Raw genomic sequence first — 25,802 nt, forward strand, 5'->3', positions numbered from 1 at the left:
ACATGATTCCAGTTTGCAGATTTTCTCTTACTTACACCAGGCAACTTTAGCAAGTTAATTTCAACTTAAGACTTTCGTAAATAAACAAGAGCGTAGGCGTAGCCCGTCGTAGACATCGCCCACGTCATCCCCATCATTACAAATGCGTAGGCGTAGCCCGTCGTAGACATCGCCTTTACGAAGGGATGAACATCAGAGGGGTAACTCCAGCGCAGCGATCGGCTCTATTAGCTTTGGGGGCTGTGGAAGGTATTGGGTAGGTTTGTAGGCGATCGCTTGTTGATATTAAAATGAGAAAATTTCAACTTTACAGACTGAAGAAAGTTGAAGTAACTAATCGACTTCGGTTTCAGGAGCCAGAAATACTTTGCCTGCTTGACGCAGGGCTTCGGGTTTCCGAATGAGGAGAAACCAAAACACGATCATTCCAAGCAACAGCCAAACGAGGATGATGTAAGGCGCTAAGTTAAGCGGTGCTGGTGGAGAGGGATAAACTGTGCCCAATAAAATACTCAGAATAACGATTATCGAGAGCCAAGGTAGCACATGATAATGCAAGGAGTGGCGTGTGCCACGTTGGATGGAAAAATATCGCCAACACGCAAGACTGACTAATCCGTAAATGATCAGGACAGCCAGCGTCAACAGGGTTCCAAGAAACCCATATATAGCGATCGGTGTCCACAGCATTCCCAGCCCCAGCCCTATGACTAACGACATGCCGCTTAATCCCCAAATTGCATTGGCAGGTGTGCGGTATGTGGGGTGAATCCGAGCGAACCAAGCAGGAAACAGCGCCTCTCGGCTCATTGCATACACAATTCGAGCAGATCCATTGAGAAAAGCAACAGCACAAGCACAGCCCGCCATAATACCCGCAAAATCAATCAGTAACGCCAAGCCATTGCCCCAAACCCGACGCGCGATCGTATCAAATGGTATCGTATCTTGGGCAAAGCTCGCCATCTGATTAATGCCATAGCCAATTGTCACTACATATGCCATCAGTACATAAAAAACGCCGACGAAAACAAGCGAGATTGTCATGGCTTTGGGAATGGTCTGCCGAGGCTTTTGCACTTCTTCTCCCAGCGTCGTTACTGATTCAAACCCGACAAAACTCAGGATTGATAAAACTATACCGGGAACCAAATTGCTGTTTGGAGGTAGTTTTTGTAGCGTGAACGGTGCAATCGTCATTTGTCCAGTTTTACCCGCTTGCACCAGCACGATGAGTGCGAGCAATAAACAAACACCGATTTCAAATATCAAGAGTGTAAAATCTAACTGTAGCGAGAAGCGAATGCCTCGGTAACAAACCACAAATACAATCGCGCTAAAAATGCCATACCAAATTGTCCAGTCTAGGTGTACGCTAAACCAACGCAAAAATAAATCTTGAAGAGTTGCACTCATTAACACCACGACAGTAGGAATTGTCACGCCAAAGGCAATCAAACTAAACCAACCCACAAGAAAGCCCCAACGCACGCCCAATCCCTGAGTGACAAAAGTATACAGCGAGCCGCTTGTGGGAAACTCGGCTGCCATCAAGCTGATTTGGTGAGCAATCAGCAAAGCAATTATAAACCCGATGACATAGCACAAGGGTATCGCTGCTCCGACAAGTCCGGCTTGAGGGATGGTGTTAATAAAGATGGAACCGACTGGAGACATTGCGGCGATAGACATGGCGATCGCGTGTTGCAATTTCAACGTATTGCGTTCTAGTGTTGGGGTGCAGGAAGCATTGTTAGGCAGTGTTAGATCCGAATCGTGATTCATCGGTTTTTTAGGCAACGAAGTATTTATTCTTAATACTTTCCCACCAAGTTCTGCTTATGTAAATCAATGCGTGATTTTTTTCAAGGGAGATGGGGGATACGCAATAATGAAAGCATTTACTCAGAGAGGCACTCGCCTCTTTAACGTGATCGCACTAATATTCCCAAAAGTCGAAAAAAGGCTAATTACAACTCACGGTGTCTTCCGTTTCGACAAATACTTGGTGGTGGAACACTATTCGGTGAAAGAACACTATTTCTAAAATTTATCCATACTGTCATTAACGCTCTTTGTACGTCAGAACTTCTCCTTGCACTTTCGTTAAAACTACCATTTCCACCATTTCCTAAAGGGTAATAATAAAATCTTATTTCCCTTCCTTGCCGTCTATTATATTGTCCCATTGTAACGTGTGTTTCTGCTGGGTTCGCAGGATTATAGCTTACATGAACATCAGGACTAAACTGATGACGACGAAAATACATATAATTTCTATTAGTACCCGAGCAATACCATGAGTTTTGACTGGAATTTGAACCCAGACTAGGGTCATTAAATTGAGCTATTAGTGGAGTGGAAATTAAAACAAAATTAGATGTTTTCTGACCAAGTAAGAGAGATTTATTAGGCACGTCACCTGCAAACGCTTCATCTGAATAATTTATGGACATTGCTCCTGCTAGCCCCAGTAAACATATGGCAGAACCAATGACAGCCTTGGAGACCAAAAAATTAGAATGGGACATATCAAAAAACTTCCTTTGAATTAATAAATTCTATATGCAAAAATTTTCCTATTGACACTAGGCAACTTTAGCAAGTTAATTTCAACTTAAGACTTTCGTCAAAAAAACGAGCACGATCACCCACATCAACCCCATCACCAAAAATGCGATCGCTTGTTTGAGACGCTTGGTAAGAGAGCGATGGCTTCAAACCTTGAAGATTTGCCCGATAGCCTTGTTTGAGTGAAGCTGATTTACCAGAAGTAAAAAACCACCAGATTTTAACACTGGTGTTTTTTTTTTTCAACTATTTCTCTTACTATTGTGAAGACTACATTCTATTCAACTTTTTTCTAAGCTTTATAACATCAGACTTCACATCCGAATTGAATTTACTAACATCAATACTATTAAGAACTTGTTTCAGTTCATTAGTAATATTTGTAGGAGCTTATTCATTACCTTTCTCTTGACGAATCGTATTTTCTGCAAGCTGTTGCAAACTTTGCAATTTTCCTGGTATGTCAAAGTCGTGAACTTTTTTTAGATCGTCTATCGCTTTATTAACATAGTCAAGAACTTCTACCCATTTTAGTTGATTTCTTTGAGCAAGAAATTTAAAATTTGTACTATTTTTAGCGTAAGAAGCAGAAACATTAACAACAACATTAGTTGTCACAGTTGTTACAGCCAAAATAGCAGCTAAAAGACGTTGATTTAACATCTGATTTTTCCTAGTCTAAGTTTGCAAGAACGAAGAATAATTAACGGGACTTAAACTGAACTGCCCTGTGCGAATGTACTAAATTGCTCTTAAACCCTTACTATGTAATCAATATAGGGTTCGATGCACATATTAGCGTACCGATGTAAGCCCTGGAACTATTGGTACAACTAGGGTAAGCTAAAAATTGGGGGTCAACGCCTCAAGCTCGCTTCGCAAGACCCTTTGACAATTGTACCCAGTAAGGGCGATTCAAAAAACGTTGAAAGTCGCTCTGGATAAAAGTTAGCTTTTTTTACTTGGGGGGAAGTTCAGCTTAAACAAAACAGGAGAATTAACTAAATATTCAACTATGAACACCAAAGGTGTGATCGCTTCTTTGAGACAGTTGGAGAGAGAGCGATCACATTTATGAGAATATGAATATTAGGGGTGCGATCACTCACGTTTAGTTTGCCATTACCTACTTAGCTAAAAGAAGAGGCTCTGACAAACTAATCTCCCGTCCTTATTATCAATTGTACCTGGTTTGCAATTATGATAATTTACTAATTTTGTACTTACTCGTTTATGACCTAGATTTAGACAATCTGCTGTCAAAATGGAACTCCTGTCAGGAAAAAATTGAGTTTTAATATTGTTGCAAGTCTGAGTGTAGCTTCCTGCTGGAACAGCAAAAGCTGGAGCAAACACTATCTGAGCAGCAAATAGAGAACAAACTAGAATTACTTTCTTCATGAGCATTTTTTCTTGCTTAATAGTTGTTACATATTCCAGTTTGCGTACTTTCCCTTATTGACACAAGGCAACTTTCGCAAGTTAATTTCAACTTAAGGCTTTCGTAAATAAACAAGGGCGATCAAACGCCCACATCAACCTCATCATCACAAGTGCGATCGCCCACATCACCCCATCACCAAAAGCGATCGCCCACATCCACCCCATCACCAAAAGTGCGATCGCCTAAATTAACCCCATTACCAGAAGTGCGATCGCCCACATCAACCCCATCACCAAAAGTGCGATCGCCCCTATCAACAAGCTCCAATCCGCCAAAGCTACTGCCGAGTTTGAAGAGAATGCTGGAAACAATTTTACTTTGGAAGAACTGAGCGCGCGTACTAACTTAGCCCTGCACACTATCTCCAAGATATTGGGACGCACCGAACCTGTAGATAAAAGTTCGTTGCAATCTATGTTTACTGCCTTTAATTTAGAGTTATCTGCAAACGATTATAGGCAGCCAACTTCCGTATTAGAGCAATTAGAAACTCGCTCATCATACCCACAGCATGATTGGCAAGAGACCCTCCCAAATAATAGGAGGGTATAGAGTTTATGCTTGTTTTAACTGGGATTGTGGTAGTTTTTGGATAGCTTCTACCCAAGCAGGCGCCTTCTACACCGAAGCGTGCTTTCAAAAGTGCAGATTTAGTACTCACTAAAACAATTTTCTGTTGATGTTGGGGTATCTATACTCGTTACTCTTTCATTCAAAAAGTATTAATATAAACTATAGTTAGTGGTCTATGTCGTTAATTTTGTAACGTTGGCGTTTAAAATTATAAAATTATAGGACACGCCATATAAAAAATAAAATAAAAGTATTATTAATGAAGTTAGCCAGTAGTACCAAATATGGGGATTTAAGAATTCTAAAACTGCTGTTCTCCATATACTTCCAAATAGGAAAGCAGTATAAGGCTGTATCAAAAATAAACTAATCATACAAATCTACTCGGTAAAATAGCGCTTTTTTTGCGCTAAATACTTAGTAAGCAATGAAAGTAGTACTAATCATTACACTTGGTAGCACATATCCATATGTTCTACTAACTTCGCACTTAAACTTATAAATATAGATAGTAGTTCATATCATAACAGGTGCCGATAATTACTCGCTTATACTTAATTTTACCATTCGCGAGTGGCACCACTTTTACCAGATGTGGATGGTCGAAACGTCGGAAATTGTTACCACAAACACTCAAACCGCTATTTTTTAGATGAGTTAGTTTATCTATCCAAGTTCAGCGACGGCGGCTGGCTTTGAATCCGTCGGTTCAGTCGGATGAGGGCGAAACCCATAATTCCACCCCATAATGGTGCGCCGATGTAAGGAGGCAACCACACGCCCGGTATTGTCAGCAGCTGGGTCACAACATACCACCACGGCTTCGATTCACCGCGCAGACCCCAAGCAGCCATAATAAAAGTAAAGCAGAACACAGTGTATATAAGCGCGCAGAGCGGGACAAACACCCAGTAAGACCACCGCGACCGTCGTGGCAAAGAAGGCTGGATGATTGGAGGTTTACTTTTAGGCATAGTTTTTGTTTATTCGTAAAAATCTTATTTGAAGTTATTTGGGAGCAAAAAGATGATGATTCGTATCTAACTGGGTAGGCGCCTGAAATAGAGTTTCAGGTTTCAGAAACTTCGTTTTTTGAAGAAGTGTCCTTTAATTCTGATTTTCTCATATCTAAATATGCTCGTCCTTCAGGGGTGATGCAAACGTACTCTTTAAGGTTAACCTGTTGTTGCATTTGAGCTATATATTTTTCTGGAAGAGATTTGATTAACCCTAATCCTCTTAAATGCCTTAATTCTCTTCTGACTTCATCATTAATCCAGTATTTATCTTCTGATTTTTCATTAGCTAAATTTTTTAGATGAGATAATTCTTCTTTGGTTACAAACCTATTAACTAAAAACTGAAGAGTCTCAATATCTACTCTTTGTTTTTCTTGTTCTTTTTGAACTTTGGTAAATTTAGCTTTTAAGTCGCCAAATGATATCTCTTCTATTTTCTCGGCAATCTCCGAGTTAAAAATAAGTATAATTACAAATATTGCTACTTCTGTTAATGATAATCGGTTATCAGGTTTAATAGATAATGCTAATATATATAGTAAATATATTATTCCTAGTAAAGATAGAAACTTCACTACGAGCCAACGTGCCAATTTTTCTTTTGAAATTTTACTTTGAGCCATAATTCTACTTGACTTACTGAAACTATTTATTTGACACACTTTAGTAGGCGCCGCAACAGGACAAGCGCAACGTACTTATAGATTGTCGTAATCTAACTTGTCTTCCACCCATTTACAGGACTATAAAATAATACATCTCATAAGCACTACTTTCCGCAAATATACTTCGAGTTTTTAGGCGCCATGCTGCATCAAAACTTGAAAGCACTCACATATATAGCAATCCTAAATCCGAAGTGAAAAATAAGATTCCCGACTTCTCAAAGAAGTCGGGAATCTGGTATACACGATTTTCACAACTCAGATAGGATTGCTATATAAGAAAGCGGCGCCGAATAATTTTTCGTTTTAGAAACTAAACGTATTGTATATATGATTTTATAGGTATATGTATATTTTTACCGAGAGCGCTGGCAAACCAATCGCCCGTCTGCATTCACAATAGTATTGGGTTTGCAGTTATAATATTCTGACAATTTTGTAACTACCCATTCACCACGTATACTTTTGCACTCTGCTTCTAAGTCTCTGGGAACAGGAGAAGCATTGTTAGTAGAAACATAAGTACCTGAAAATCTAATATTACTACAAGAGTCCCGGTAACTTCCAGAAGGAAGAACTGCTTGAGAACTTTGTGAACTTGTTAGTATCTGCCGAAACAACCCATATCCTCCTATACCGAGGATTAAAATAGCTATACTTGCTAGTAAGGGAATTTTTAGTTTATTATTATTTTGAGGATATGACGGTGCTGATGCTGGATAAGATACTACAACTACTTGATTTTGCAAGTCTTGTAAAACATCTTCTACTGATTGATAGCGTTGTCGGATATCTTCTTTTAGCATCTTATCCAAAATTTTTGTAAGCTGAGTACTAATAGTTACTCCTTGTGATACGAGTACATCTTGCCATATCCAACGTTTTTCCCGAGAGTCATAAAGAAGGCTGGGGGAAGTGCCAGTTAGCAAATAAATACATGTGGCGCCCAAAGCATAAATATCACTTGCCGGATAGGATTCGCCATAAGTCATTTGTTCTGGAGGCGCATATCCTATAGTTCCGACAGTTGTCCCCATTGTCATTACTGTACTGCTTAGTTCTTTAGAAATACCAAAATCAATTAACACCAATTGATGATTTTGGCGATACATGATATTTTCTGGCTTTATGTCCCTGTGAACTACACCCTGCTTATGAATGAATTGCATTACAGGAAGTAAATTAGCTAATAGCTCAAAAATTTGAGGTTCAGTGTAATTTCCATTTTGTTGCAATTGCTGTAATAAATTATGTCCATCAATAAATTCCTGCACAAAATACAGGCGCGTGTCCTGCTCAATGTGTGCTAGCAAACGGGGAATTTGTGTAGACTTATCCCCAAGAGCGTCTAACATTTTAGCTTCAGTATTAAACAATTCTACCGATTTTTGATACGCAGTCGGATAGTTTAGAACTTGAGGCGCCGGGAAAAACTGTTTAATTACACAGTGTTTCTTTGTAGGTGTGCGTTCATCAACAGCTAGAAAATTTCTCCCCATACCACCGGCGCCAAGAAATTTAGTAGCACGATAGCGGTTTTCGAGTAACAGTTTAGTGCCACAAGTGGTGCAAAAATCTGTTCCATCTGAGTTTAAGGGGTTTCAAAATTACTCAACTGAGACTAAGTTTAGAAAAAATTATACGCTTGAAGCGGCGCTTTGTTTTAGTTCTAATAAAATTAATACTATTGTTGAATCCAACTGTAACAAAATTAGAAGGGTAAGGGTTGTCAGTATATTTGGTGATAGTGAAGGTATTAATACTCACGCAGATAAAGAATTGCTCTTAAAGTTAAAGAAAAAAGGGACAGAATTAACTTGTCTTACCGAACCAAGTCGTGCTGATTTTAATAAGCTTTGGGACGAACCTTGTGATATCTTGTTTTTTGCAGGTCATAGCAATACCAACAGCTTGGGTCAAGCAGGGGTAATTAATATTAATCACCACGAGAGCTTAAGTTTGATAGATATAAAAAAAACTTTAGGCGCCGCAGTTAAGAAGGGTTTAAAGTTAGCAATATTTAATTCTTGCGATGGTTTAGGTTTAGCAACGCAATTAACAAAATTAAATTTGCCTTACATTATTGTATGGCGAGAGGTTGTACCAGATGTAATCGCTCAAAAGTTTATTGAATACTTTTTAAGTTCTTTTGTAAGTGGTAGATGTTTATTTTCTGCTATGGAGGAAGCGAGAGATAAGCTGTGTGAGCTTGCGAATTTGGAAAAGGAGCTACCTGGTATAACTTGGCTACCAATTATTTGTAAAAATACGATTGAATATCCGCTATCTTGGTCAGATTTAGGTGGACTAACTGGCAAACTCCCTGATAATCCTTATCAGGGTTTTGCTGCATTTAGAGAAGAAGATGCACCATTTTATTTTGGTCGGGAGAAGTTTATTTTTGACTTGCTAGAAGCTGTTTGTAATCAACCTTTAGTGAGTTTAATTGGCGCCTCTGGAAGCGGTAAGTCCAGCGTTGTGTCTGCGGGGTTAATACCAAAGTTACGAACCGCGCGCGATGTGGGGGTAGTTAGTTTTTGTCCGGGTAATAAACCGTTTGAGAACTTGGCAGTTGCTTTAAATTCTCCCCCCCTAGACATTAATGATGAGACACAGTTATGTGATTACATTCAAGCTATAATTTCAGCTTCGGGATATTGGCGTTTGGTAATAATTGCCGACCAGTTTGAAGAACTTTTTACATTGGCTCCTAACATTGAACGTCAGAGTTTTTTAAAAGCTTTATCTTTTGCTATTAAGTATACACCCAATTTTACATTTTTAGTAACACTGCGGGCTGATTTTTTGGATATTTTACAAAAATCTTTATTAGGTACAGCTTTGCAAGAATATGCTCCTTTGTTACTGGCGCCAATGAATTACCAGGAGTTAAAAGATACAATTGAAAAACCAGCGTTAAAAATGAAAGTAGAATTGCATCCCGGATTAACTCAAAAATTACTTAATGATTTGGGCAATCATCCCGGACGCTTACCTTTGTTACAATTTGCATTGAAGCAGTTGTGGGATAAACAAGAAAATTGGTATTTGACTCACCAAGCTTATGAAGAAATTGGTGGTTTAGAAAAAGCTTTAACAAAACATGCGGATAACGTTTTAAAGGAATTGCAATTGCAGGATAACAAAAATATATATAAAGCAGAACGAATATTTATTCAATTAGTCAGCCCAGGAGCAGGGACAGAAGATATACGAAGGGTAGCAACCTATGAGGAAATAGGTTGTCAAAATTGGGACTTGCTACAACAATTAGTTTCAGAGCGTTTAGTAATGACAGGAAGGGACGAAACTAACGGTATTGAAACAGTAGAAATTGTCCATGAAGCTTTAATTAAAGAATGGGGAACTTTGCATAAATGGATCGAAAATAACCGCTCGTTTCGGACTTGGCAAGAGAGACTCAAGCAAGACGCGCGTTTTTGGAAAAAAAATCAGAAAAATCCAGATTCATTATTGCACGGTACACAGCTTTCGATTGCTGGAGATTGGTATTTTCGACGCAAAGAAGAATTAACCTTTATTGAGCGAGATTATATTACTGAAAGTATTAGGCGCCGAGTCAAAGAAGACAAAAGGCGAAAATTACAACGCAACTTGACTATTTTTGGGTTTGTTGCTGGTTTGACTATTATTGTTTCATTGTTTGCAGGAATTAGTGAAATTCGTAGTACCTATAAACGATGTGGGTTACTTAAGTCTATTCTAAATTTTTATCGCGATAGTCAAAACTGGTGTACTGAACCAGATATAATATTTAGATATAATAATTTATAATAATTTATAATTCCTGGATATACTGTCGTAAAAAGGTAAGTGCTTGTTTCTGAATTTGTCGAACTCGTTCTCTACTAAGACCCAAATGCTTACCAACTTGTGCAAGAGTTAGTGTACGTCCATCTACCAAACCGAAACGTAAGGTTAGTACTTCCTGCTGTTGAGGAGACAAACGTGATAATAAGTTTTTAACATCTTGATAGTTAGATTCTTCAACAAGCTCACTTTCGGGAGAAGGTCTACTATCTTCGATTAAATCCTGTAATAATGTATCTTGTTCTAATCCAACTCGAATGTCTAGAGAGACAGATTGACAATTTAACACCAAACATTCTCTAATTTGAGTAGGTTGTAAAGAAAGCGCATGAGCAATTTCGTTGGTGGTAGGGATACGACCGAGTTGTTGAGATAATTCACGTTGCGCGCGTTTAACCTTGTTTAGTGTTTCATGTACGTGAACTGGTAAGCGAATTGTACGTCCTTTTTGGACAACAGCGCGCGAAATTCCTTGACGAATCCACCAATAAGCATAGGTTGAAAACTTATATCCAAGACTTGGGTCAAATTTTTCAACTCCTCTTTCTAAACCTAAAGTTCCTTCTTGTATCAAGTCTAAAAATTCTAGGTTCCGTTTTTGATATTGTTTGGCAATCATTATTACTAAACGTAGATTAGATAAAATGAGCTTATGCTTGGCTTTTTGACCTGACTGTAGCTGTTGATGTAATACGTGTTCATCTAGTTTTATTTGATTTGCCCATTCTTTGAGTGTTGGTGTACGCTTTAATTTAACAGCAAGTTGTTCTTTAGCAGCAAGTATAGACATCATCTGCTGAACTTGCCGTGCAAAGAAAATTTCCTGCTCATGTGTTAGCAAAGGTATCTTGCCAATTTCTTTAATATAGGTTTGAAGTAGGTCAGTTTGGGATTGCATATTTTTTTGACTGATTTAGTGTCCTAATAGATAATTAGTCTCAGCAATATTAACTTATTCACTTTTGTAGGTTGGGTGGAGGAACGGAACAGTGCCTTTTTATACAGATTTTGAAATAGATGGTATGGTGAAAACTGGCCGTAAATCAGTTGTCACAGCTTTAGAAGTGCGGTTTGGAACTGTATCACCACAAGTTAGTGACCGTCTCAAGACAATAGAGGATATAGATGTACTGGAGAACCTTTTGAGGCAAGCAATTACAACAGCTTCTGTACAGGAATTTCAGCTTATACTAAACGAAATTCCGCCATCTGAGCCGACTGAGGAATAATAAAACTGAATTATCGCGCGTGCGAGTGCGTTTTGATTCAATATATATATGTGGAGGCAATCAAAATATGATGTCTCTACAATTTTTTAACATTAAACAGTAGCATAAACCTTTGCTTCCCAAGGCATTAAAGGCTCCTTACCTGCCCATTCTACACTTACATCCCGCTCTTGAGTTATTTCACGCCATTTTTTACCTTGAGGAAGGTTTGGCCAGTTGCGAACTACATACTGAGAATTGGGATTTGTTGGGTCTACAGTACCCCAATCAGAAAAATTGGCAATAACAATTACAAGCTCATCCCCTATACCTCTTTGCCAAACAATAACACGTTTACCTTCGTTAAAGTCAACATGGATAAAATTAGTGTCGTTGACAGCTAGGGCATTTGAGGTAGTTCGGAATTTGACCAGTCGAGCTACGTAATGAAATACTCGCTGTCTCCAATCATCATTTAAACGGTCAAAGTTCACTGGGTCTACTTGTTTTATATCATTGCGCTTGCCTTCAGGAATATTAGTGTCAAAATTAATTGGCTCCATTTCATCAACGAATTCTTCTCCAGCAAGAATCATTGGAATACCAACGGCAGTTAATAAGCAAACAAAAGCTAATTTAGCACGTTGTTCTTTTTGAGAAACGCGCGCAAAATCTAACCAGTTGTAAAGACGCTCATTGCCCATACCACCTACATCATGAGAAGTAATATAGTTGATAGCTTGAGTACCATCCCTAAACCCCAAAAGTTTACAGTCAATCATCTTGCGAACACTTTCCTCAAAACTGTATCCACCCCAGCTTTTACCTAGTATTACTTGTCTAACAATTTGCTTAAACCTTTCGTGCCACATTCCATCCAAACGATTTTGGTTAATAATTGCCATTGGTTCGCTCAATTCTTCACCAACGACTAAAAAATTATCGTCCCGTCCTCCCTGTTGGCGCCAGAAATTTCGGGAGAAGTCTTTAAGTTCTTGCAAAAAATCGTAATCGTTAATATTATTCACACTATCTAAACGCAATCCGTCGATACGGAAATAATCCATCCAATGATATATATACGCTTTTAAAAACTCGCGCGATGGATAGATGTTAGATTTTTCGCCTGTAATCGGATTATATCCCTGCACCGAATAACGGTACTTGATCAAATCTCCACCAAAACCATCACGTCCAGCTTGTTCGGGGTCGTAATTTGGGTCGTTTGGATTACTGTACTTGATTAGGAAATCGAGGTAATTGATATTACGGTACGGCATACTATAGCAGAACGCCATAACCGCATCTTTAAAAAAGCGAATCCCGTTTTGGTGGCAAGTTTTTATTAGATGTGTAAGATCATAAGATGCTGTTGATTGTGAGTTACCAGGCGCCAAACCGAGGAAGTAATAAGGAGCAAAGTAATTTGCAGTACCGTAACCCCATGCATCCGGTTGGGTACTGTCTGCTGGAGGTAGTAGTTCGAGAGCGTTGATCCCTAACTCTAATAGATGCGCGCGGTTATTTAGGGCAGCGATTGTTGGGAAAGTTGGCGATGTCTTTTCTGGTACTATGAGAGCCAAAGCATCTTGAAAAGTTCCATTACCTATATAAATTCCATCAACAGATTTAGAGGAAATGTGACTCCAACGAGTAGGTAATTCGTAGATAACTATTTTGTTATTAACAGGTAAAGTTGCTTTTTCAGGGTCATTGCTCCAATCTGCTGTTTGCTTATTTGGGTCGCAAGCAACTAACTTACCTCCTTGATAAAGGATAACACTGGCAGGGTAAGACTTGGAAATAGGGAGCATTTTGGAAGGAACATCTTTAGGTACAAGGTTATCCCAACGATGGTCTCGGTCTATAGTAAACGCCATTGGGTCTGTACAGTAAAGAATTTCGTTATGGCTGTCTGAACTGTAAGCATCTGTGTTTACAACTTTGAACCAATAACAGTAAACTTCCCCTTCTTCTAACTCACACTCAGCAGCAGCAATTTCCCATAATTCCGGAAAATCAGCTTGATTATTAATAAGGGGAAATTCTTTAAATTCAGACAATGGTTGATAGAATTTTCCAATAAAAAGCTTTGGAGCAGGGTTTATAATTAGAGGGCGCCACAAAACAAAATGGGTTTGCTTACGCTTCAAGATGTCAACGTTCGATTCATAAGTTCTATCTGAGGTTGATTTTGTTGGCCTTTCACTTGTTAACATAATTATTTATTGAAATATAAAAAAACGTTGGGACTACGAAAATATCTTGCTTATTCTAGCATATCCGTGAAATATAAAACTATACTTAAGTCTAGTCATTCAAAAGTTCAATGAGAGTAGATATTTTTCACAACTGTATAAGCTTTTATATTCAACCTTATTTATATAATGTAACCCCCAGATGAATGAAGCAAATTGAACCCTGACATCTTCCGTGCGTCAGGAATCGAAATTCTAAATAATTTCATAAAGTTGTTGAATTTAAAAGATAAATTCCTCAGTAATTACAGCATCCTGATAGCTGATTTTAACCTAGAATTGTTTACCAGGCGCCTCACTAAATTCTAATTGAATAGCGTTATTAGCTTGTCTTGCAATTGCTTCTCGACTAACGGACTCAGGAGTGTTAGGGTTAAGGGTAACCTTCATTCTTTTGTTGAAAAAATGTAATATATTTGTACGTAGTATTTAAGAATCAAGGGAAAGTTTGTAAGCATATACTAAGTAAGTAGCAGGTAATATTAAATATTTTTGTTGCGTAAAATCACGTAAATAAATTTTCAATAATACTGTATTTGCAACTATAATAGCCATTAAGCGTATAAAAATATTAACACAATTTATACTTAGTACACGTTGGAATTTTACTTTTAAATGCTTAATACTATGAATTTTGGTTGAAAATACATTATCTTGATATACATATAGTAGTATTATGTTGCCATCTATAGCTTGTAATCACAGGTTATAGATTATTTCTTATGCAGGCGCCCAAAATAAAAACATTACAGCATAGATATATATGAAAATTGCTATTGGCAGTGATGAACGCACGTACTTAACAGACAAGGTGATAGAAGAACTGAAACAGCGTGGGCATGAAGTTCTTGCTTTTGGTTCCTTACTGGAAAATGAATCTGAAGTAGATTGGCCTCTTAGTTGTAGTAAAGTTGCTTTTGCCGTAGCAAACGATAAAGCGGATGAAGGTATTGTTTTTTGCTGGACTGGTACAGGAGCATCCATTGCTGCCAATAAAGTCTCAGGAATACGCGCGGCTTTATGTCATGATGCAGAAACTGCTCGTGGCGCCCGTATTTGGAATCACGCCAATGTACTAGTATTGAGTCTTCGTGCCACCACAGAAGCAGTTGCAAAAGAAATTTTAGATGCTTGGTTTGCTACGACATATTCAAACGATGAGTGGAACCTTCAGCAAATAGAACGTATAAGGCAGTTAGAAAAAAGTTAAATTTTCAACTCTTCGGTTTAGGTAGCTCTCGCATGAGATAATCATCTATCATTAGATTTTTACGCAAAAAAGCATTTAAGGTGAGCTTGATTAACATGCAAAAAGAATACAATAAAACAATTGTACAAGAGACTGATGACTTTTTAGATGTAAAGTTCATCAAAGAAGATTGGGGTGGAGATGGCACAGGACGTTTGAACCTATCAGGAAGAAGCACCGCTATTACTCAAGAATATCTACCTGGTGAATATCAATTTTTTCACATAAATGTTGCCGAAGAACAGGAGTGGCAAATTGATGGTATGCCAAAAAGCGTAACATCAGCAAAACGTCGATTATTAACATGGCATAATTCTGGTGCGTCTACTTCTGTAGTATATTTACCGTCTCAGTTTGAAGCACCTGCTGGTATATTTACTGCTGATTTAGAAATTTTTATACTTAAAGGTACTATTCAAATAGGGGATTGGCAATTAAACAAGCATGGCTACTCTTTTATTCCTGCAGGAGTGAGAGTTGGTTCAATTAAAGTTATTGGTAGGGAAGAATTAGAAATTCTTTGGATGGAAAACGGGTCAGTTCCATTAAGATATCAAAACTCACAAAATAATCATCCAAGTGCAAGGTTAAACGAATTTATTCCAGCATTAGACAGCAAATTGTTACCGTGGGATAAAACAGACACAGTTCAATTTGAGGTAGCAAAAAAGAAATATCTGAGAAAACACCCTAACGGGGGTGGAACATGGCTGCTTGCTATTTTACCACATTACGATGGTATCAATTCAATGATTCAATCTTACAACGAAGAGGGATATTGCATTTCTGGATACTGCGATATTGGAGATCACCGTTTTGAAAAAGACCACTTTGCCTATTGTCCCAGCTTTGCCACTAGTCCCAGACATGTAACAGATGATGGTAGTTTATTTTTTATTCGAGTAGATAGAGATTTATCGCGGATGGGAACTGTTTTGTCATATCGTAACTATATATAGTTTGCAAACATCTATATCTCGCATCCCCGAATTTATAATCAACGGTATATTGATAAACATACCGTAATATAATTGAAGTAGTTTTACTGCGTGCGCTCTCAAAAGCTACATAACCTTAGATTTTTCGGCATCGCGTCATTGAGGTGCAAGCGTTACCTTATCAGACAAAAAATCAGGAGGCTGGAAATTGATACATTCTCCCACCCAACCGTCCACATTAACTGACTCACAAAAACGCTGGGTTTTGCTAGCCGTCGGACTGGGTATTCTGATAGCGTCTCTGGATGGAGGAATCATTAACGTAGCGTTGCCGACTCTGGTAAAGGAACTTCACAGCGACTTTCCTAAAGCTCAGTGGGCAATCTTGGCATACCATTTGGTGCGTTCTGGGTTCATTTTAGCGGCAACACGGCTAGGCGACATTTACAGCAAGAAACCCCTCTATTTGGGCGGATTGTTACTGTTTACCATCAGTTCTTTACTGTGTGGGCTTGCGTCTAGTATGGAGGTATTGATAAGCTTGCGGGCACTTCAGGGTATGGGAGGAGTGTTCATCACTGGGCTGGGGTTAGCAATTATTACAGAAATTCTCCCCACTGAGGAGCGCGGTCGAGCTATTGGGACGATTGGTAGCGTGTTAGCGCTGGGGATTATGCTTGGACCCTCTGTTGGAGGCTTTTTATTAGGCTGGCTGGGCTGGCGCAGTATATTTTGGGTAAATGTACCGTTGGGGATTATTGCAAGTTTGCTAGTTTTTCGAGTGATACCACCCTCTATCCGCTCAAAGCGTCGGGAGAGCTTTGATACAATTGGGGCATTGTTGGCGCTATTCACGATGAGCAGTTTTGCCTTGGGGATGACTCAAGGGCAACGTCAAGGATTTAGCAGCACTAGTGCAATCACATTACTGTCTTTTGCAGCGGTTGCCTTTATGAGTTTTTTGTTGCTGGAATCAAAACTCAAGCATCCCTTAGTAGAGCTATCGCTGTTTCGCAGTTTGCCATTGAGCTTGGGGTTACTAAGTGGATGGCTGGTATTCATAGTTCTGTCTGGAATCTCGCTAATTATCCCGTTTTTTTTAGAAGGCGTGATGCACTATCCTAGCGCGAAAGTTGGATTATTAATAGCAGTGTTGCCAGTGGCAAGTGCGCTGACTTCCCCGATAGCAGGGGGACTCTCCGACCGTTTTGGCTCGAAGTTAGTCTGCTTGATGGGACTTTGCCTGATATTTGCTGCTTGTCTTTTAATTAGTGCCTTCAACGGTAATCAAACTGACCTAAACTACGGGCTTTACTTTTTCTTGCTAGGTTCGGGGGTTGGAATTTTTCGAGCGTCAAATGAAAGTAACATTATGGGGTCAGTACCACAGGAGCGCTTAGGTATTACATCTGGCTTATTAGGGCTAACGCGCGCCTCCAGTGTGACAATTGGAATGTCTCTGATGGGTGCATTATTTACTGCAATTAGTACTAAAGTTTCACCAGGAAAGGATATTGTTGTGGCGCCGCCATCCGCGATTTTAGCAGGATTTCAAGGGGTGTTTCGCTTGGCGACTTTGATAATTAGTACAGCCATAATTTCGACAACTGTTGAAATTTGTAAACCTCCACCAACAAAATAAAAATATATTTTCATATCGCGATAAAAACCAAAATCAACAAATAGGGTAATAAACATGAATACTCAATATATCAAAACAGATGTGCTAGTCATTGGTGGTGGAACAGCAGGTACAATGGCAGGTATTAAAGCCAAACAGGCAAATCCCAATGCCGAAGTCTTAATTTTAGAAAAAGCAAATATTCGCCGCAGTGGCGCCATTGCAATGGGAATGGATGGAGTAAATACAGCCGTCATTCCCGGTTATTCCACCCCAGAACAATACGTCCGTGAAGTTACCATTGCGAACGATGGAATTTTACATCAAAAAGCCGTTTATCAAACTGCTCTCTTAGGTTACGAAACGATTCAAGAACTAGAAAGTTGGGGCGTTAAATTCCAAAAAGACCCTCAAGGAAATTATGATGTCAAGCAAGTGCATCGCGTAGGTAAATACGTACTGCCCATGCCAGAAGGTAAAGACCTAAAAACCATTCTGACCCGACAAGTAAAACGCCACAAAGTACAAGTGACAAACCGTGTTATGGCAACACGAGTCATGGTAAAAGACGGTAGAGCTATTGGTGCAGTTGGTTTTGACGTGCGAGGTGGAGATTTTGTAGTCATTCAAGCCAAAGCAGTAATTCTCTGTACAGGCGCCTGCGGTAGATTAGGATTACCTGCATCTGGGTATCTTTACGGAACATACGAAAATCCGACAAATGCGGGAGATGGTTACTCAATGGCGTATCATGCAGGCGCCGAACTTACTAATATTGAATCATTCCAAATCAACCCACTAATAAAAGATTACAACGGTCCTGCCTGTGCATATGTTGCAGGCCCCTTTGGCGCCTATACTGCCAACTCTGAAGGATACCGCTTTATAAATTGTGATTATTGGAGCGGTCAAATGATGTTAGAGATTTGGAAAGAATTAAACTCTGGCAAGGGACCAATTCAATTAAAAATGACCCACTTAGATGAAGATACAATTTCCGAAATTGAATCTATATTATGGTCAAATGAGCGACCAAGCCGAGGACGCTTTCACGAGGGTAGAGGTGAAGACTACCGTACTCACGGTATAGAAATGAACATCTCAGAAATAGGGTTATGCAGTGGACATAGTGCTTCTGGAGTATGGGTGAACGAGAAAGCAGAAACAACAGTACCAGGATTGTACGCAGCGGGAGACATGGCAAGCGTCCCTCATAACTATATGATTGGCGCCTTTGTATTTGGTCGTTTAGCGGGGATCAATGCAGTAGACTACATCCAACACTTAGAACATTTGCAACCTGATGTAGAATTTTTAGAAGCAGAAAAAGCAAGAATTTACGAACCATTGAATCAACCTAACGGTATTCCTCATACTCAGGTAGAGTATAAATTACGACGAGTAGTTAACGATTATTTGCAACCGCCAAAATCAGGTTACAAAATGGGAATAGGGCTAAATCATTTTGTTCGCTACCATGAAACATTAAAGCAAATGGGCGCCCGTGATGCTCATGAATTAATGCGCTGTATGGAAGTGCATTTTATTCGCGACTGTGCAGAAATGGCAGCGCGCGCTTCCTTGTATCGTCGAGAAAGTCGTTGGGGTTTATACCATTATCATCTAGATTATCCCCAGAAGAATAATGAAGAGTGGTTTTGTCATGTAAACTTAAAGAAAAATGAAACAGGGCAAATGAAGCTATTTAAACGTCCAGTAGAACCATATGTTATCGAAGTAGATTTAGTCAAAGAAATTTATAACGTGGCAACAAGATAAAACATTATGGGTCATCACGTAGGGTGCGTGACGCTATAAAAAACCTCAACATAATTATAAGACTTGTAGCGTCACGCACCAATTCCTGATTATAGTCACGCACCAATTCCTGATTATAGCAATATCATAAATCCGATGATTAATCAAGCTATTAGCAACCAAGTTCAAATCAGACAAGCTACGATTCAAGATGCAGAAAGAATAGCAATTCTTTGCGAACAACTTGGATACTCTGTCACACGAGAACAACTCAAGCAACGCTTAAGCAAAATTATAAACGATGATTCTTACATCTTCTATGTTGCAACTTTAGCAAATGAATATGTGATAGGTTGGGCACAAGCACATATTTATGAATTAATACTTATGCCAACCCAAGCACTACTGCATGGTTTAGTTGTAGACGAAAACTACCGAAATAATGGAATTGGAAAGCTTTTAATGCAGCGAATAGAAGAGTGGGCTTATAAAGTTTGATGCGAAGGTGTTCAAGTACGTTCAAACGTTAAACGTAAAGAAGCACACTTGTTTTATGAAAAAATTGGTTACACCAACAACAAAGAACAAAAAGCTTTTCACAAAGCGTTAAATTAGCCACTCCTTAGATATACGATGATTAATAAAGCAAACCCAATCGAAGTTTACTCATACTCAATATATCACTCCGCCAATTCGTACATTTATGCAATATTATGTTATATAAGTTTTAAATGATTCGTAAAAAATAGTCTTTGTATAACGAACCGCAAAGGACGCAAAGAGAAGAATAAAGTTTTGATAAAAATTTTAAAATTGCTATATAAGTGTATACTATTTTAAATTAGAAGTTAAATTAAGGACAAAATTATGGCTTTAACAACACAAAGAATAGACGTTCCTGTAATTGTAGATGAATCAAAATGTTTAGAAAAATGTGTAGCTTGTATTGAAGTTTGTCCACTAGATGTGTTAGCAAAAAATCCAGAAACGGGTAAGGCTTATATGAAGTATGACGAGTGTTGGTTTTGCTTACCTTGTGAAAAGGAATGTCCGACAAATGCCATTACTGTACAAATTCCTTTTTTATTACGGTAAGGAGATGAAAATTCACGTCAATGTAAGATACCAATACCACATGGAATTAATTGAAACTTTTTCTACTAACCGCCTAATTGCCGAACGTCTTCAAATCAAACATTTTACCGAACTTTGCTATATGCACAAAAATTCCAAAGTCATGGCTACACTTGGTGGCGCCCGTTCCAACGATGTGACACAACAGTTTCTCCAGATAAACCTGGAGCATTGGAACCGTTATCGTTATGGAATTTGGATATTTAGAGATAAAACGGAAGGTAAATTTGTTGGTCGTGGTGGTTTACGAAACGTTTATGTAGGTGAGAATTGTGAGGTAGAATTAGCCTATGCATTAATGGAAGAATTTTGGGGTCAAGGTTTAGCGACGGAGATGGCACAAGCAATTCTGGAATTAGGTTTCAATCAACTTGGCTTAACAAATGTGGCTTGCTTTACCCTAACAACTAACCGTGCGTCACAAAGAGTAATGGAGAAAGTTGGATTTAAATATGAGCGAGATATTATCTACGCCAACCTACCACATGTACTTTATCGTATTACAAAATAATTTATATCTATGTCTATAAATACAGATTCTGAATTAAATCAATGGCTAGAAATGCTGCGCTCCTCTGATATAAATGAGCGCTTAGTTGCCGTCAAAACTTTGCAACATTTGGGCGAAGAAGAAGCAATTGATGGTTTAATAATTGCTTTAGATGATGAAAGTATAGCCGTACAAAAAATTGCAGTGAGCGCACTATGGGAAATAGCTAATCCTGTTGCTGTTCCTGCTTTGCTAAAATCTCTTGCTTCAGAAGATGCGGAAATTCGTAGCGAAGCATTGTCAGCTTTAGGTGAATTAATATCTAACGAACATCTACTGTTATTATTAGATGCTTTGCACCAAGATAATCTAAATTTACAGCTTAACGTTTTGATTCTTTTACGCAAAATCCATGATGCTCAATCCTTGCCTGGAGTAATGAGCTTTTTTGACTCTGAATCTTCACAACTTCGAGAAGCAGCTATTACAACTCTCAGTTATTTAAATCAAGTTAAAATATGTCCTCCTGCTTTGACTCTTATCACTGATGCTGATCATAGTGTACGTCGTGCTGCGGCTTTAACTTTAGGGCATTTAGCTGATGATAATATTGTAGATTTACTGAGTAAAGCTATAATTAATGATACTGATTGGCAAGTCCGTCGAAATGCCGCGAAGTCTCTAGCAATTCACGCTAACGCGAAAGCACTTCCATGCGTAGCTACTGCGCTTAAAGATGAACATTGGCAAGTGCGAAAATTTGCCTTACAAGTGCTGCATAAACTACCTGATAAAACGTACTTACGCACGGTAATTGAAGCTTTGACGGATAAATATTCTGATGTCAGAAAAGAAGCGGCAATTGCACTTGGTAATTTAGAATGTCCTGACGCTCTTAATGCTTTACAACAAGCATTAGACGACCCCGACAGGGAAGTTTCTATTTATGCACAAAGAGCAATTAAGAAAATTCAGGATAAAATTAATCAAGGTTAATAAATATAGTTAAGACAGCAACTTGCGGAAGTAAACAGCAGATTCTGAGTATTCCAATGCTTTGTAGAAATCCGAAGCTCGTCGCGTTGCTAAAGATACTAGTTGGCAATGATGTTCTTTTGCCCACTGCTCAAAATACAACATTAACATTCTACCGATTCCCTGGCGCCGATATGCAGGAACTACGAAAATTTCCTCTACCCACCCAACTAACCCATTACCATAAAAAGCTGAATGAATAAACCCCAGCACATACCCTACTAAAAGACTTTCTATTTCCGCAACAGCCAAATAAGCATTTGTATCATAAATTATGTTTGTGAAAGAATTATAAAAAGCGTTTGGCTCAACTACAAAAGAAGTAGTAAGCTCGGCAGCAAGGTTAAGTACAGCATCTGCATCTGTCTTACTTGCCAACCGAATTAAAACCATATTTTTACCTCTAATTACTAATTAAACTGCAACACATACAATCTTATATTTATTTTGGAACCTGAATGTCAAACCATCAATCTCCTTTCCACCGTCCAGAAGAAGTACAAGCTTCTGTTCCCGACCCTCTTATCACACTACGTGAACAAGAAGTTATCCAACTTCTCAAACAAGTCATCGAACCATTCCTAAAAAACGACATCGTTAATTTAGGAATGGTGCGAAATCTACGTATAGTTGATGACTATGTTTATTTGCGCCTTTATATCGGCGCCCATCAACACCAATTAGAAACAGAAATTCAAACCGTACTATCACCAGTCTTTTGGTGCAAAAAAGCTTACATTCAACTCTGCACTATTCCAGGTGTAAGAACAACTATAGCAGTTTCCAGCGGTAAAGGCGGCGTAGGTAAATCCACAACTTCTGTTAACTTAGCAGTTGCATTACAAGCAAGTGGCGCCAAAGTTGGTTTACTAGATGCTGATGTTTATGGTCCCAACATTCCCCAGATGCTTGGACTAAGTAAATCTGAAGTGGAAGTTATTGACACACCCAACGGTCAAAGATTTTTACCTTTATTAGCCCACGGTATCAAAATTATGTCCGTAGGCTTATTAGCTTCCCCAGAACATCCCTTAGCATGGCGTGGTCCTGTTTTACATAAAATAATTACCCAATTTATTAATGATGTAAACTGGGGAGAATTAGATTATTTATTAATTGACCTTCCTCCTGGTACTGGTGATGCTCAAATTACTATCATTCAGGAAAGCCCAATTTGTGGAGTAATATTAGTTACAACTCCTCAACAAGTTGCTGTCTCCGATGTTCGCCGTAGTATTTATATGTTTCGCCAAGTTGGAGTCCCAGTTCTTGGTATTATTGAGAATATGAGTTATTTTATCGGTAATAATGGCGAGCAAACCCCAATTTTTGGTAGCGGTGGCGGTCAAAAGTTAGCTCTTGAACTTCAGGCGCCGCTTCTGGGACAAGTGCCAATAGACCCGCGCGTATGTGCTGGTGGTGATGCCGGAGAACCCCTAACACTTATTGAACCATTATCTACTGTTGGTAAAGTGTTTACGCAGATTGCAACAGCTTTGAATGCTACATTTTCTTGCTTTGTATGAGTTATAATAACTAAAATTTATGAGTGGTATTGTTCATCAACATTACCACTCATAAATTTATTATATCGGCGCTATGTTATCAAGGAGGTGCCATATATTGAAATAAAACGAAACATGCAGGCGCCCGAAATAATTAGATGAACGGAATGCTGCCTTAAGTCGGAGGTTTTCAGCATATTCCTTATAAGATAATAGCCGAAAGATCACAAGTGAATAGTTTGTAACCAAGGAGAGAGACATACGCGGTTGCGTCCTGAGTTTTTAGCTTTGTACAAGGCTGTGTCTGCTTGAGCCAATAGATTGTGGGCAGAGGTTTGTCTGTCAGGAACCAGGCTCGATACTCCCATACTTATAGTTACAAAGGCACAAACATCTGAAGCAGGGTGAGGCAGGTACATTTGCTCAATTTCGATCCGCACCTTTTCGGCCAAAATCATCGCTGCATCTGCACTAGTATTAGGCAGTAAAATCACAAATTCTTCCCCTCCATAGCGAGCCACTAAATCCCCAGTCTGCTGGAGGGTATCACTCATAGCTTTGGCGACTTGTTTCAAACAAAAATCCCCCATTTGGTGTCCATAGGTGTCGTTATAGCCTTTGAAGTAATCTACATCACCTAAAATCAGTGACAGAGGTTGGTTTAATTGCAGCATTTGTTGCCACTCCCAATCTAAGGCTTGGTGGAATTGACGGCGATTGGCAATTTGAGTTAGTTCATCTAAGCGAGCAATGCGGCTTAATTCTATATTTTTTTTGACAGTTAAGGCAAGTTGCTGTTTATAATTTTCAATTTCTTGCTCTAAACCTAAAATTTTTTGAGTCATTTGTTGTCTTAACTTGCGATGGCAGTCTGTGAACTGTTCTCTAAACTGAACTAATTCAGGCACAGCTTTCTGAGTATCTAAGGCAAGGGCTTGGCATAAATTTTCGTGACTTTGAAGCAGTCTCTCTACTTCTACTTCATATATATGGTTAAAACCAGGACTGACAGCCTCTCTATTCTCTGCACTCAAGGACATCTCGGATTGAAAGGAGCCTAGTTGTCCCGATTGCAGGTCGAATATTTCCAATTCTGAAATTGAGGGAGCAGTTTTGGTAGTAGCAACACTACTTTTGAGAGGTGGAATAGTTGGCTTCATTTTTATGTCTGAATGTCAATATTCAGTTTTGAAAGATTATTTATGATTAAGGAAGCTAGAGGGCGGTACTAGCTAAAGTAGCTTTTAGCTCAATTTATGTCTTGATCACCAAGATACAAGATACGCTTTTATCTTCTTTCACTTCAAATATTTCATTTTAGTTACATCGCATAGTGTATATACTCATAAATATTAAATATTACTTAAGTACAATGAAAATGTAGAAATTACTGATATTACCCGTTTTTTGCCTATTATCAAGTTAAAATCCCAAATATCCTTGCCTTGCAAGCTTTCTAGCCCACTTAAACAAAGGTTGCAGTCAAAACCAGAAGCCGTCAAGACATAAAAAGCAAGTTTTGGCAAGCGTGATTTGAACCAAATTTAGCTAAATTTAAGATTAACTTAATTTATACAATAGTAGTAAATTACCACGTTTCACATATAAATGTTTATAGTAACTTTGTTCTTGCAAGTGAATTAACTTTTTTTATGCGGTAATCACTGAACTACATAGCGATACACCCGCCATCTGTTAAGGATTGGTAAATGAATTTCTAAAACAAATTCCACTATATACCCCACATTTGTCACTAGTTCATATGTGCTGAATAAATTCCAACATAATAGTACTTAAAAACTATAATGAGGAACGATATTTTCAAGTTTAATGAAAATTATTTCTATTATGTTCAGCCGACAGTAGATTTGGATAAAAAATAATTTTGGCTCTCAAAATGCGAAAATTGAAACATAAATCGTGAATGAGGGTTCTCGAACTATGTTTAATATCGAAGATGCGACAATACAAAATATAGACCACTTAGGAATTGTTGCAGGAATAGTAGATTCTATCGGATTAATAGAAATAATTAATAAATTTGTACCTCAAGAGCAAGGAGAAAAAGTTAGTGCAGGGCATGTTGTTAAAGCAATGATTTTAAATGGGTTAGGATTTGTATCCAAACCCTTATACAGGGCAAACGCATCTTAAATGGGCTGTGGGCAAGGAATAGCGGTCAAACATTGGCGCCGATTCTATTCAAATACAACTATTATTCGTTATTAACTATTTAACTATATCAAAATCAAATTAAATCATCATTAAACAATAACTTTTATCAATACTTAAATACTAGAAAAAAATAACAAACAAATAAAAGGCGAAGGGTATGGCGCTGCCATGCCCCAGCCACGGGTGCCTCTAAAAAGTCGCCCTGATAAATAGTATATTTAATAACAAGTAATCACTCTTTTATCCTATGCACTTTTTACTTAATAACCCACATTCCGCACTTCAATTTGAAGCACAAAAGATTACAATCAAGGAAAAAGCAAAAATT

22 protein-coding genes and 1 pseudogene are annotated in these 25,802 nt (G+C 38.5%); 12 read left to right on the forward strand and 11 right to left on the reverse strand.

From position 1 onward, the window contains the following. Positions 1 to 333 precede the first annotated feature (333 nt). The 7 genes from AC2JBO_RS11445 to AC2JBO_RS11475 all read right to left on the reverse strand — a co-directional run bounded on the left by AC2JBO_RS11445 (position 334) and on the right by AC2JBO_RS11475 (position 7,822). Positions 334 to 1,785 (reverse strand): APC family permease, encoded by a 1,452-nt coding sequence (locus tag AC2JBO_RS11445; RefSeq protein WP_496953775.1) that lies wholly within the window; start codon positions 1,783 to 1,785, stop codon positions 334 to 336. A 185-nt stretch (positions 1,786 to 1,970) separates the two neighbouring features. After that, positions 1,971 to 2,531, reverse strand: coding sequence for a hypothetical protein (locus AC2JBO_RS11450; RefSeq protein WP_496953776.1), 561 nt, complete (start codon positions 2,529 to 2,531; stop codon positions 1,971 to 1,973). 67 nt (positions 2,532 to 2,598) lie between these two features. Next, positions 2,599 to 2,817 carry a hypothetical protein gene (locus AC2JBO_RS11455; protein ID WP_496953777.1) on the reverse strand — a complete coding sequence of 73 codons (219 nt, stop codon included), beginning with the start codon at positions 2,815 to 2,817 and terminating at the stop codon, positions 2,599 to 2,601. Between the two features lie 144 nt (positions 2,818 to 2,961). After that, positions 2,962 to 3,234: a hypothetical protein gene (locus tag AC2JBO_RS11460; RefSeq protein ID WP_496953778.1), complete on the reverse strand. Its 273-nt coding sequence runs from the start codon at positions 3,232 to 3,234 to the stop codon at positions 2,962 to 2,964. A 1,208-nt stretch (positions 3,235 to 4,442) separates the two neighbouring features. After that, positions 4,443 to 4,676 (reverse strand): hypothetical protein, encoded by a 234-nt coding sequence (locus tag AC2JBO_RS11465; RefSeq protein ID WP_496953779.1) that lies wholly within the window; start codon positions 4,674 to 4,676, stop codon positions 4,443 to 4,445. A 981-nt stretch (positions 4,677 to 5,657) separates the two neighbouring features. Further along, positions 5,658 to 6,230: a hypothetical protein gene (locus tag AC2JBO_RS11470; protein WP_496953780.1), complete on the reverse strand. Its 573-nt coding sequence runs from the start codon at positions 6,228 to 6,230 to the stop codon at positions 5,658 to 5,660. A gap of 398 nt (positions 6,231 to 6,628) precedes the next feature. After that, entirely contained in the window at positions 6,629 to 7,822 is a 1,194-nt protein-coding gene (locus AC2JBO_RS11475) for a protein kinase domain-containing protein (RefSeq protein WP_496953797.1), read from the reverse strand. A 13-nt stretch (positions 7,823 to 7,835) separates the two neighbouring features. On the opposite strand from AC2JBO_RS11475, the gene AC2JBO_RS11480 reads away from it, so the two are divergent. Beyond that, positions 7,836 to 10,067: an nSTAND1 domain-containing NTPase gene (locus tag AC2JBO_RS11480; protein ID WP_496953781.1), complete on the forward strand. Its 2,232-nt coding sequence runs from the start codon at positions 7,836 to 7,838 to the stop codon at positions 10,065 to 10,067. 4 nt (positions 10,068 to 10,071) lie between these two features. Here the strand turns inward: AC2JBO_RS11480 and AC2JBO_RS11485 are convergent, their stop codons facing one another. Beyond that, on the reverse strand, positions 10,072 to 11,001 hold the full coding sequence (locus tag AC2JBO_RS11485) for an RNA polymerase sigma factor, RpoD/SigA family (protein ID WP_496953782.1): 930 nt from the start codon (positions 10,999 to 11,001) through the stop codon (positions 10,072 to 10,074). A 91-nt stretch (positions 11,002 to 11,092) separates the two neighbouring features. On the opposite strand from AC2JBO_RS11485, the gene AC2JBO_RS11490 reads away from it, so the two are divergent. Beyond that, the gene (locus tag AC2JBO_RS11490; protein WP_496953783.1) at positions 11,093 to 11,332 is read left to right on the forward strand and encodes a hypothetical protein; all 240 of its coding nucleotides are present in this window, start codon (positions 11,093 to 11,095) and stop codon (positions 11,330 to 11,332) included. Between the two features lie 92 nt (positions 11,333 to 11,424). On the opposite strand, the gene AC2JBO_RS11495 is transcribed toward AC2JBO_RS11490, so the two are convergent. After that, entirely contained in the window at positions 11,425 to 13,530 is a 2,106-nt protein-coding gene (locus AC2JBO_RS11495) for an alpha-amylase family glycosyl hydrolase (RefSeq protein ID WP_496953784.1), read from the reverse strand. An 802-nt stretch (positions 13,531 to 14,332) separates the two neighbouring features. Here AC2JBO_RS11495 and AC2JBO_RS11500 point away from each other — a divergent pair. From AC2JBO_RS11500 to AC2JBO_RS11535, 8 genes are all read left to right on the forward strand, one after another. Beyond that, positions 14,333 to 14,779, forward strand: coding sequence for an RpiB/LacA/LacB family sugar-phosphate isomerase (locus tag AC2JBO_RS11500; RefSeq protein WP_496953785.1), 447 nt, complete (start codon positions 14,333 to 14,335; stop codon positions 14,777 to 14,779). 95 nt (positions 14,780 to 14,874) lie between these two features. Beyond that, positions 14,875 to 15,777: a DUF4437 domain-containing protein gene (locus tag AC2JBO_RS11505; RefSeq protein ID WP_496953786.1), complete on the forward strand. Its 903-nt coding sequence runs from the start codon at positions 14,875 to 14,877 to the stop codon at positions 15,775 to 15,777. Between the two features lie 187 nt (positions 15,778 to 15,964). Beyond that, the gene (locus AC2JBO_RS11510) at positions 15,965 to 17,398 is read left to right on the forward strand and encodes an MFS transporter (protein WP_496953787.1); all 1,434 of its coding nucleotides are present in this window, start codon (positions 15,965 to 15,967) and stop codon (positions 17,396 to 17,398) included. 54 nt (positions 17,399 to 17,452) lie between these two features. Continuing rightward, on the forward strand, positions 17,453 to 19,156 hold the full coding sequence (locus tag AC2JBO_RS11515; protein ID WP_496953788.1) for a fumarate reductase/succinate dehydrogenase flavoprotein subunit: 1,704 nt from the start codon (positions 17,453 to 17,455) through the stop codon (positions 19,154 to 19,156). Between the two features lie 135 nt (positions 19,157 to 19,291). Further along, a complete protein-coding gene (locus AC2JBO_RS11520; RefSeq protein ID WP_496953789.1) occupies positions 19,292 to 19,633 on the forward strand; it encodes a GNAT family N-acetyltransferase in 342 nt (113 codons plus the stop codon). A gap of 369 nt (positions 19,634 to 20,002) precedes the next feature. Next, positions 20,003 to 20,230 carry a 4Fe-4S dicluster domain-containing protein gene (locus AC2JBO_RS11525; RefSeq protein ID WP_496953790.1) on the forward strand — a complete coding sequence of 76 codons (228 nt, stop codon included), beginning with the start codon at positions 20,003 to 20,005 and terminating at the stop codon, positions 20,228 to 20,230. A 40-nt stretch (positions 20,231 to 20,270) separates the two neighbouring features. Beyond that, on the forward strand, positions 20,271 to 20,780 hold the full coding sequence (locus AC2JBO_RS11530) for a GNAT family N-acetyltransferase (protein ID WP_496953791.1): 510 nt from the start codon (positions 20,271 to 20,273) through the stop codon (positions 20,778 to 20,780). A 9-nt stretch (positions 20,781 to 20,789) separates the two neighbouring features. After that, the gene (locus AC2JBO_RS11535) at positions 20,790 to 21,755 is read left to right on the forward strand and encodes a HEAT repeat domain-containing protein (protein WP_496953792.1); all 966 of its coding nucleotides are present in this window, start codon (positions 20,790 to 20,792) and stop codon (positions 21,753 to 21,755) included. 9 nt (positions 21,756 to 21,764) lie between these two features. Here the strand turns inward: AC2JBO_RS11535 and AC2JBO_RS11540 are convergent, their stop codons facing one another. Continuing rightward, the gene (locus AC2JBO_RS11540) at positions 21,765 to 22,187 is read right to left on the reverse strand and encodes a GNAT family N-acetyltransferase (protein ID WP_496953793.1); all 423 of its coding nucleotides are present in this window, start codon (positions 22,185 to 22,187) and stop codon (positions 21,765 to 21,767) included. A gap of 65 nt (positions 22,188 to 22,252) precedes the next feature. Here AC2JBO_RS11540 and AC2JBO_RS11545 point away from each other — a divergent pair, with 65 nt between their 5' ends. After that, complete coding sequence (locus AC2JBO_RS11545) at positions 22,253 to 23,320, forward strand: Mrp/NBP35 family ATP-binding protein (RefSeq protein ID WP_496953794.1); 1,068 nt, start codon at positions 22,253 to 22,255, stop codon at positions 23,318 to 23,320. A 203-nt stretch (positions 23,321 to 23,523) separates the two neighbouring features. Here the strand turns inward: AC2JBO_RS11545 and AC2JBO_RS11550 are convergent, their stop codons facing one another. Continuing rightward, positions 23,524 to 24,459: a GGDEF domain-containing protein gene (locus AC2JBO_RS11550; protein WP_496953795.1), complete on the reverse strand. Its 936-nt coding sequence runs from the start codon at positions 24,457 to 24,459 to the stop codon at positions 23,524 to 23,526. Positions 24,460 to 25,240: 781 nt separating this feature from the next. Here AC2JBO_RS11550 and AC2JBO_RS11555 point away from each other — a divergent pair. Then, positions 25,241 to 25,435, forward strand: a pseudogene (locus tag AC2JBO_RS11555) (DUF4277 domain-containing protein); the annotation flags it as partial. Positions 25,436 to 25,802 lie beyond the last annotated feature (367 nt).

The sequence above is a fragment of the Calothrix sp. CBUCES-K 9914 genome (assembly GCF_059640475.1).

Bases quoted from the DNA above. Each gene is read 5' to 3' on its own strand.
- AC2JBO_RS11550 (WP_496953795.1), bottom strand. From the start codon at position 24,459: ATGAAGCCAACTATTCCACCTCTCAAAAGTAGTGTTGCTACTACCAAA.
- AC2JBO_RS11450 (WP_496953776.1), bottom strand. From the start codon at position 2,531: ATGTCCCATTCTAATTTTTTGGTCTCCAAGGCTGTCATTGGTTCTGCC.
- AC2JBO_RS11495 (WP_496953784.1), bottom strand. From the start codon at position 13,530: ATGTTAACAAGTGAAAGGCCAACAAAATCAACCTCAGATAGAACTTAT.
- AC2JBO_RS11515 (WP_496953788.1), top strand. From the start codon at position 17,453: ATGAATACTCAATATATCAAAACAGATGTGCTAGTCATTGGTGGTGGA.
- AC2JBO_RS11540 (WP_496953793.1), bottom strand. From the start codon at position 22,187: ATGGTTTTAATTCGGTTGGCAAGTAAGACAGATGCAGATGCTGTACTT.
- AC2JBO_RS11535 (WP_496953792.1), top strand. From the start codon at position 20,790: ATGTCTATAAATACAGATTCTGAATTAAATCAATGGCTAGAAATGCTG.
- AC2JBO_RS11530 (WP_496953791.1), top strand. From the start codon at position 20,271: ATGGAATTAATTGAAACTTTTTCTACTAACCGCCTAATTGCCGAACGT.
- AC2JBO_RS11445 (WP_496953775.1), bottom strand. From the start codon at position 1,785: ATGAATCACGATTCGGATCTAACACTGCCTAACAATGCTTCCTGCACC.
- AC2JBO_RS11545 (WP_496953794.1), top strand. From the start codon at position 22,253: ATGTCAAACCATCAATCTCCTTTCCACCGTCCAGAAGAAGTACAAGCT.
- AC2JBO_RS11520 (WP_496953789.1), top strand. From the start codon at position 19,292: ATGATTAATCAAGCTATTAGCAACCAAGTTCAAATCAGACAAGCTACG.
- AC2JBO_RS11460 (WP_496953778.1), bottom strand. From the start codon at position 3,234: ATGTTAAATCAACGTCTTTTAGCTGCTATTTTGGCTGTAACAACTGTG.
- AC2JBO_RS11470 (WP_496953780.1), bottom strand. From the start codon at position 6,230: ATGGCTCAAAGTAAAATTTCAAAAGAAAAATTGGCACGTTGGCTCGTA.
- AC2JBO_RS11485 (WP_496953782.1), bottom strand. From the start codon at position 11,001: ATGCAATCCCAAACTGACCTACTTCAAACCTATATTAAAGAAATTGGC.
- AC2JBO_RS11525 (WP_496953790.1), top strand. From the start codon at position 20,003: ATGGCTTTAACAACACAAAGAATAGACGTTCCTGTAATTGTAGATGAA.
- AC2JBO_RS11500 (WP_496953785.1), top strand. From the start codon at position 14,333: ATGAAAATTGCTATTGGCAGTGATGAACGCACGTACTTAACAGACAAG.
- AC2JBO_RS11505 (WP_496953786.1), top strand. From the start codon at position 14,875: ATGCAAAAAGAATACAATAAAACAATTGTACAAGAGACTGATGACTTT.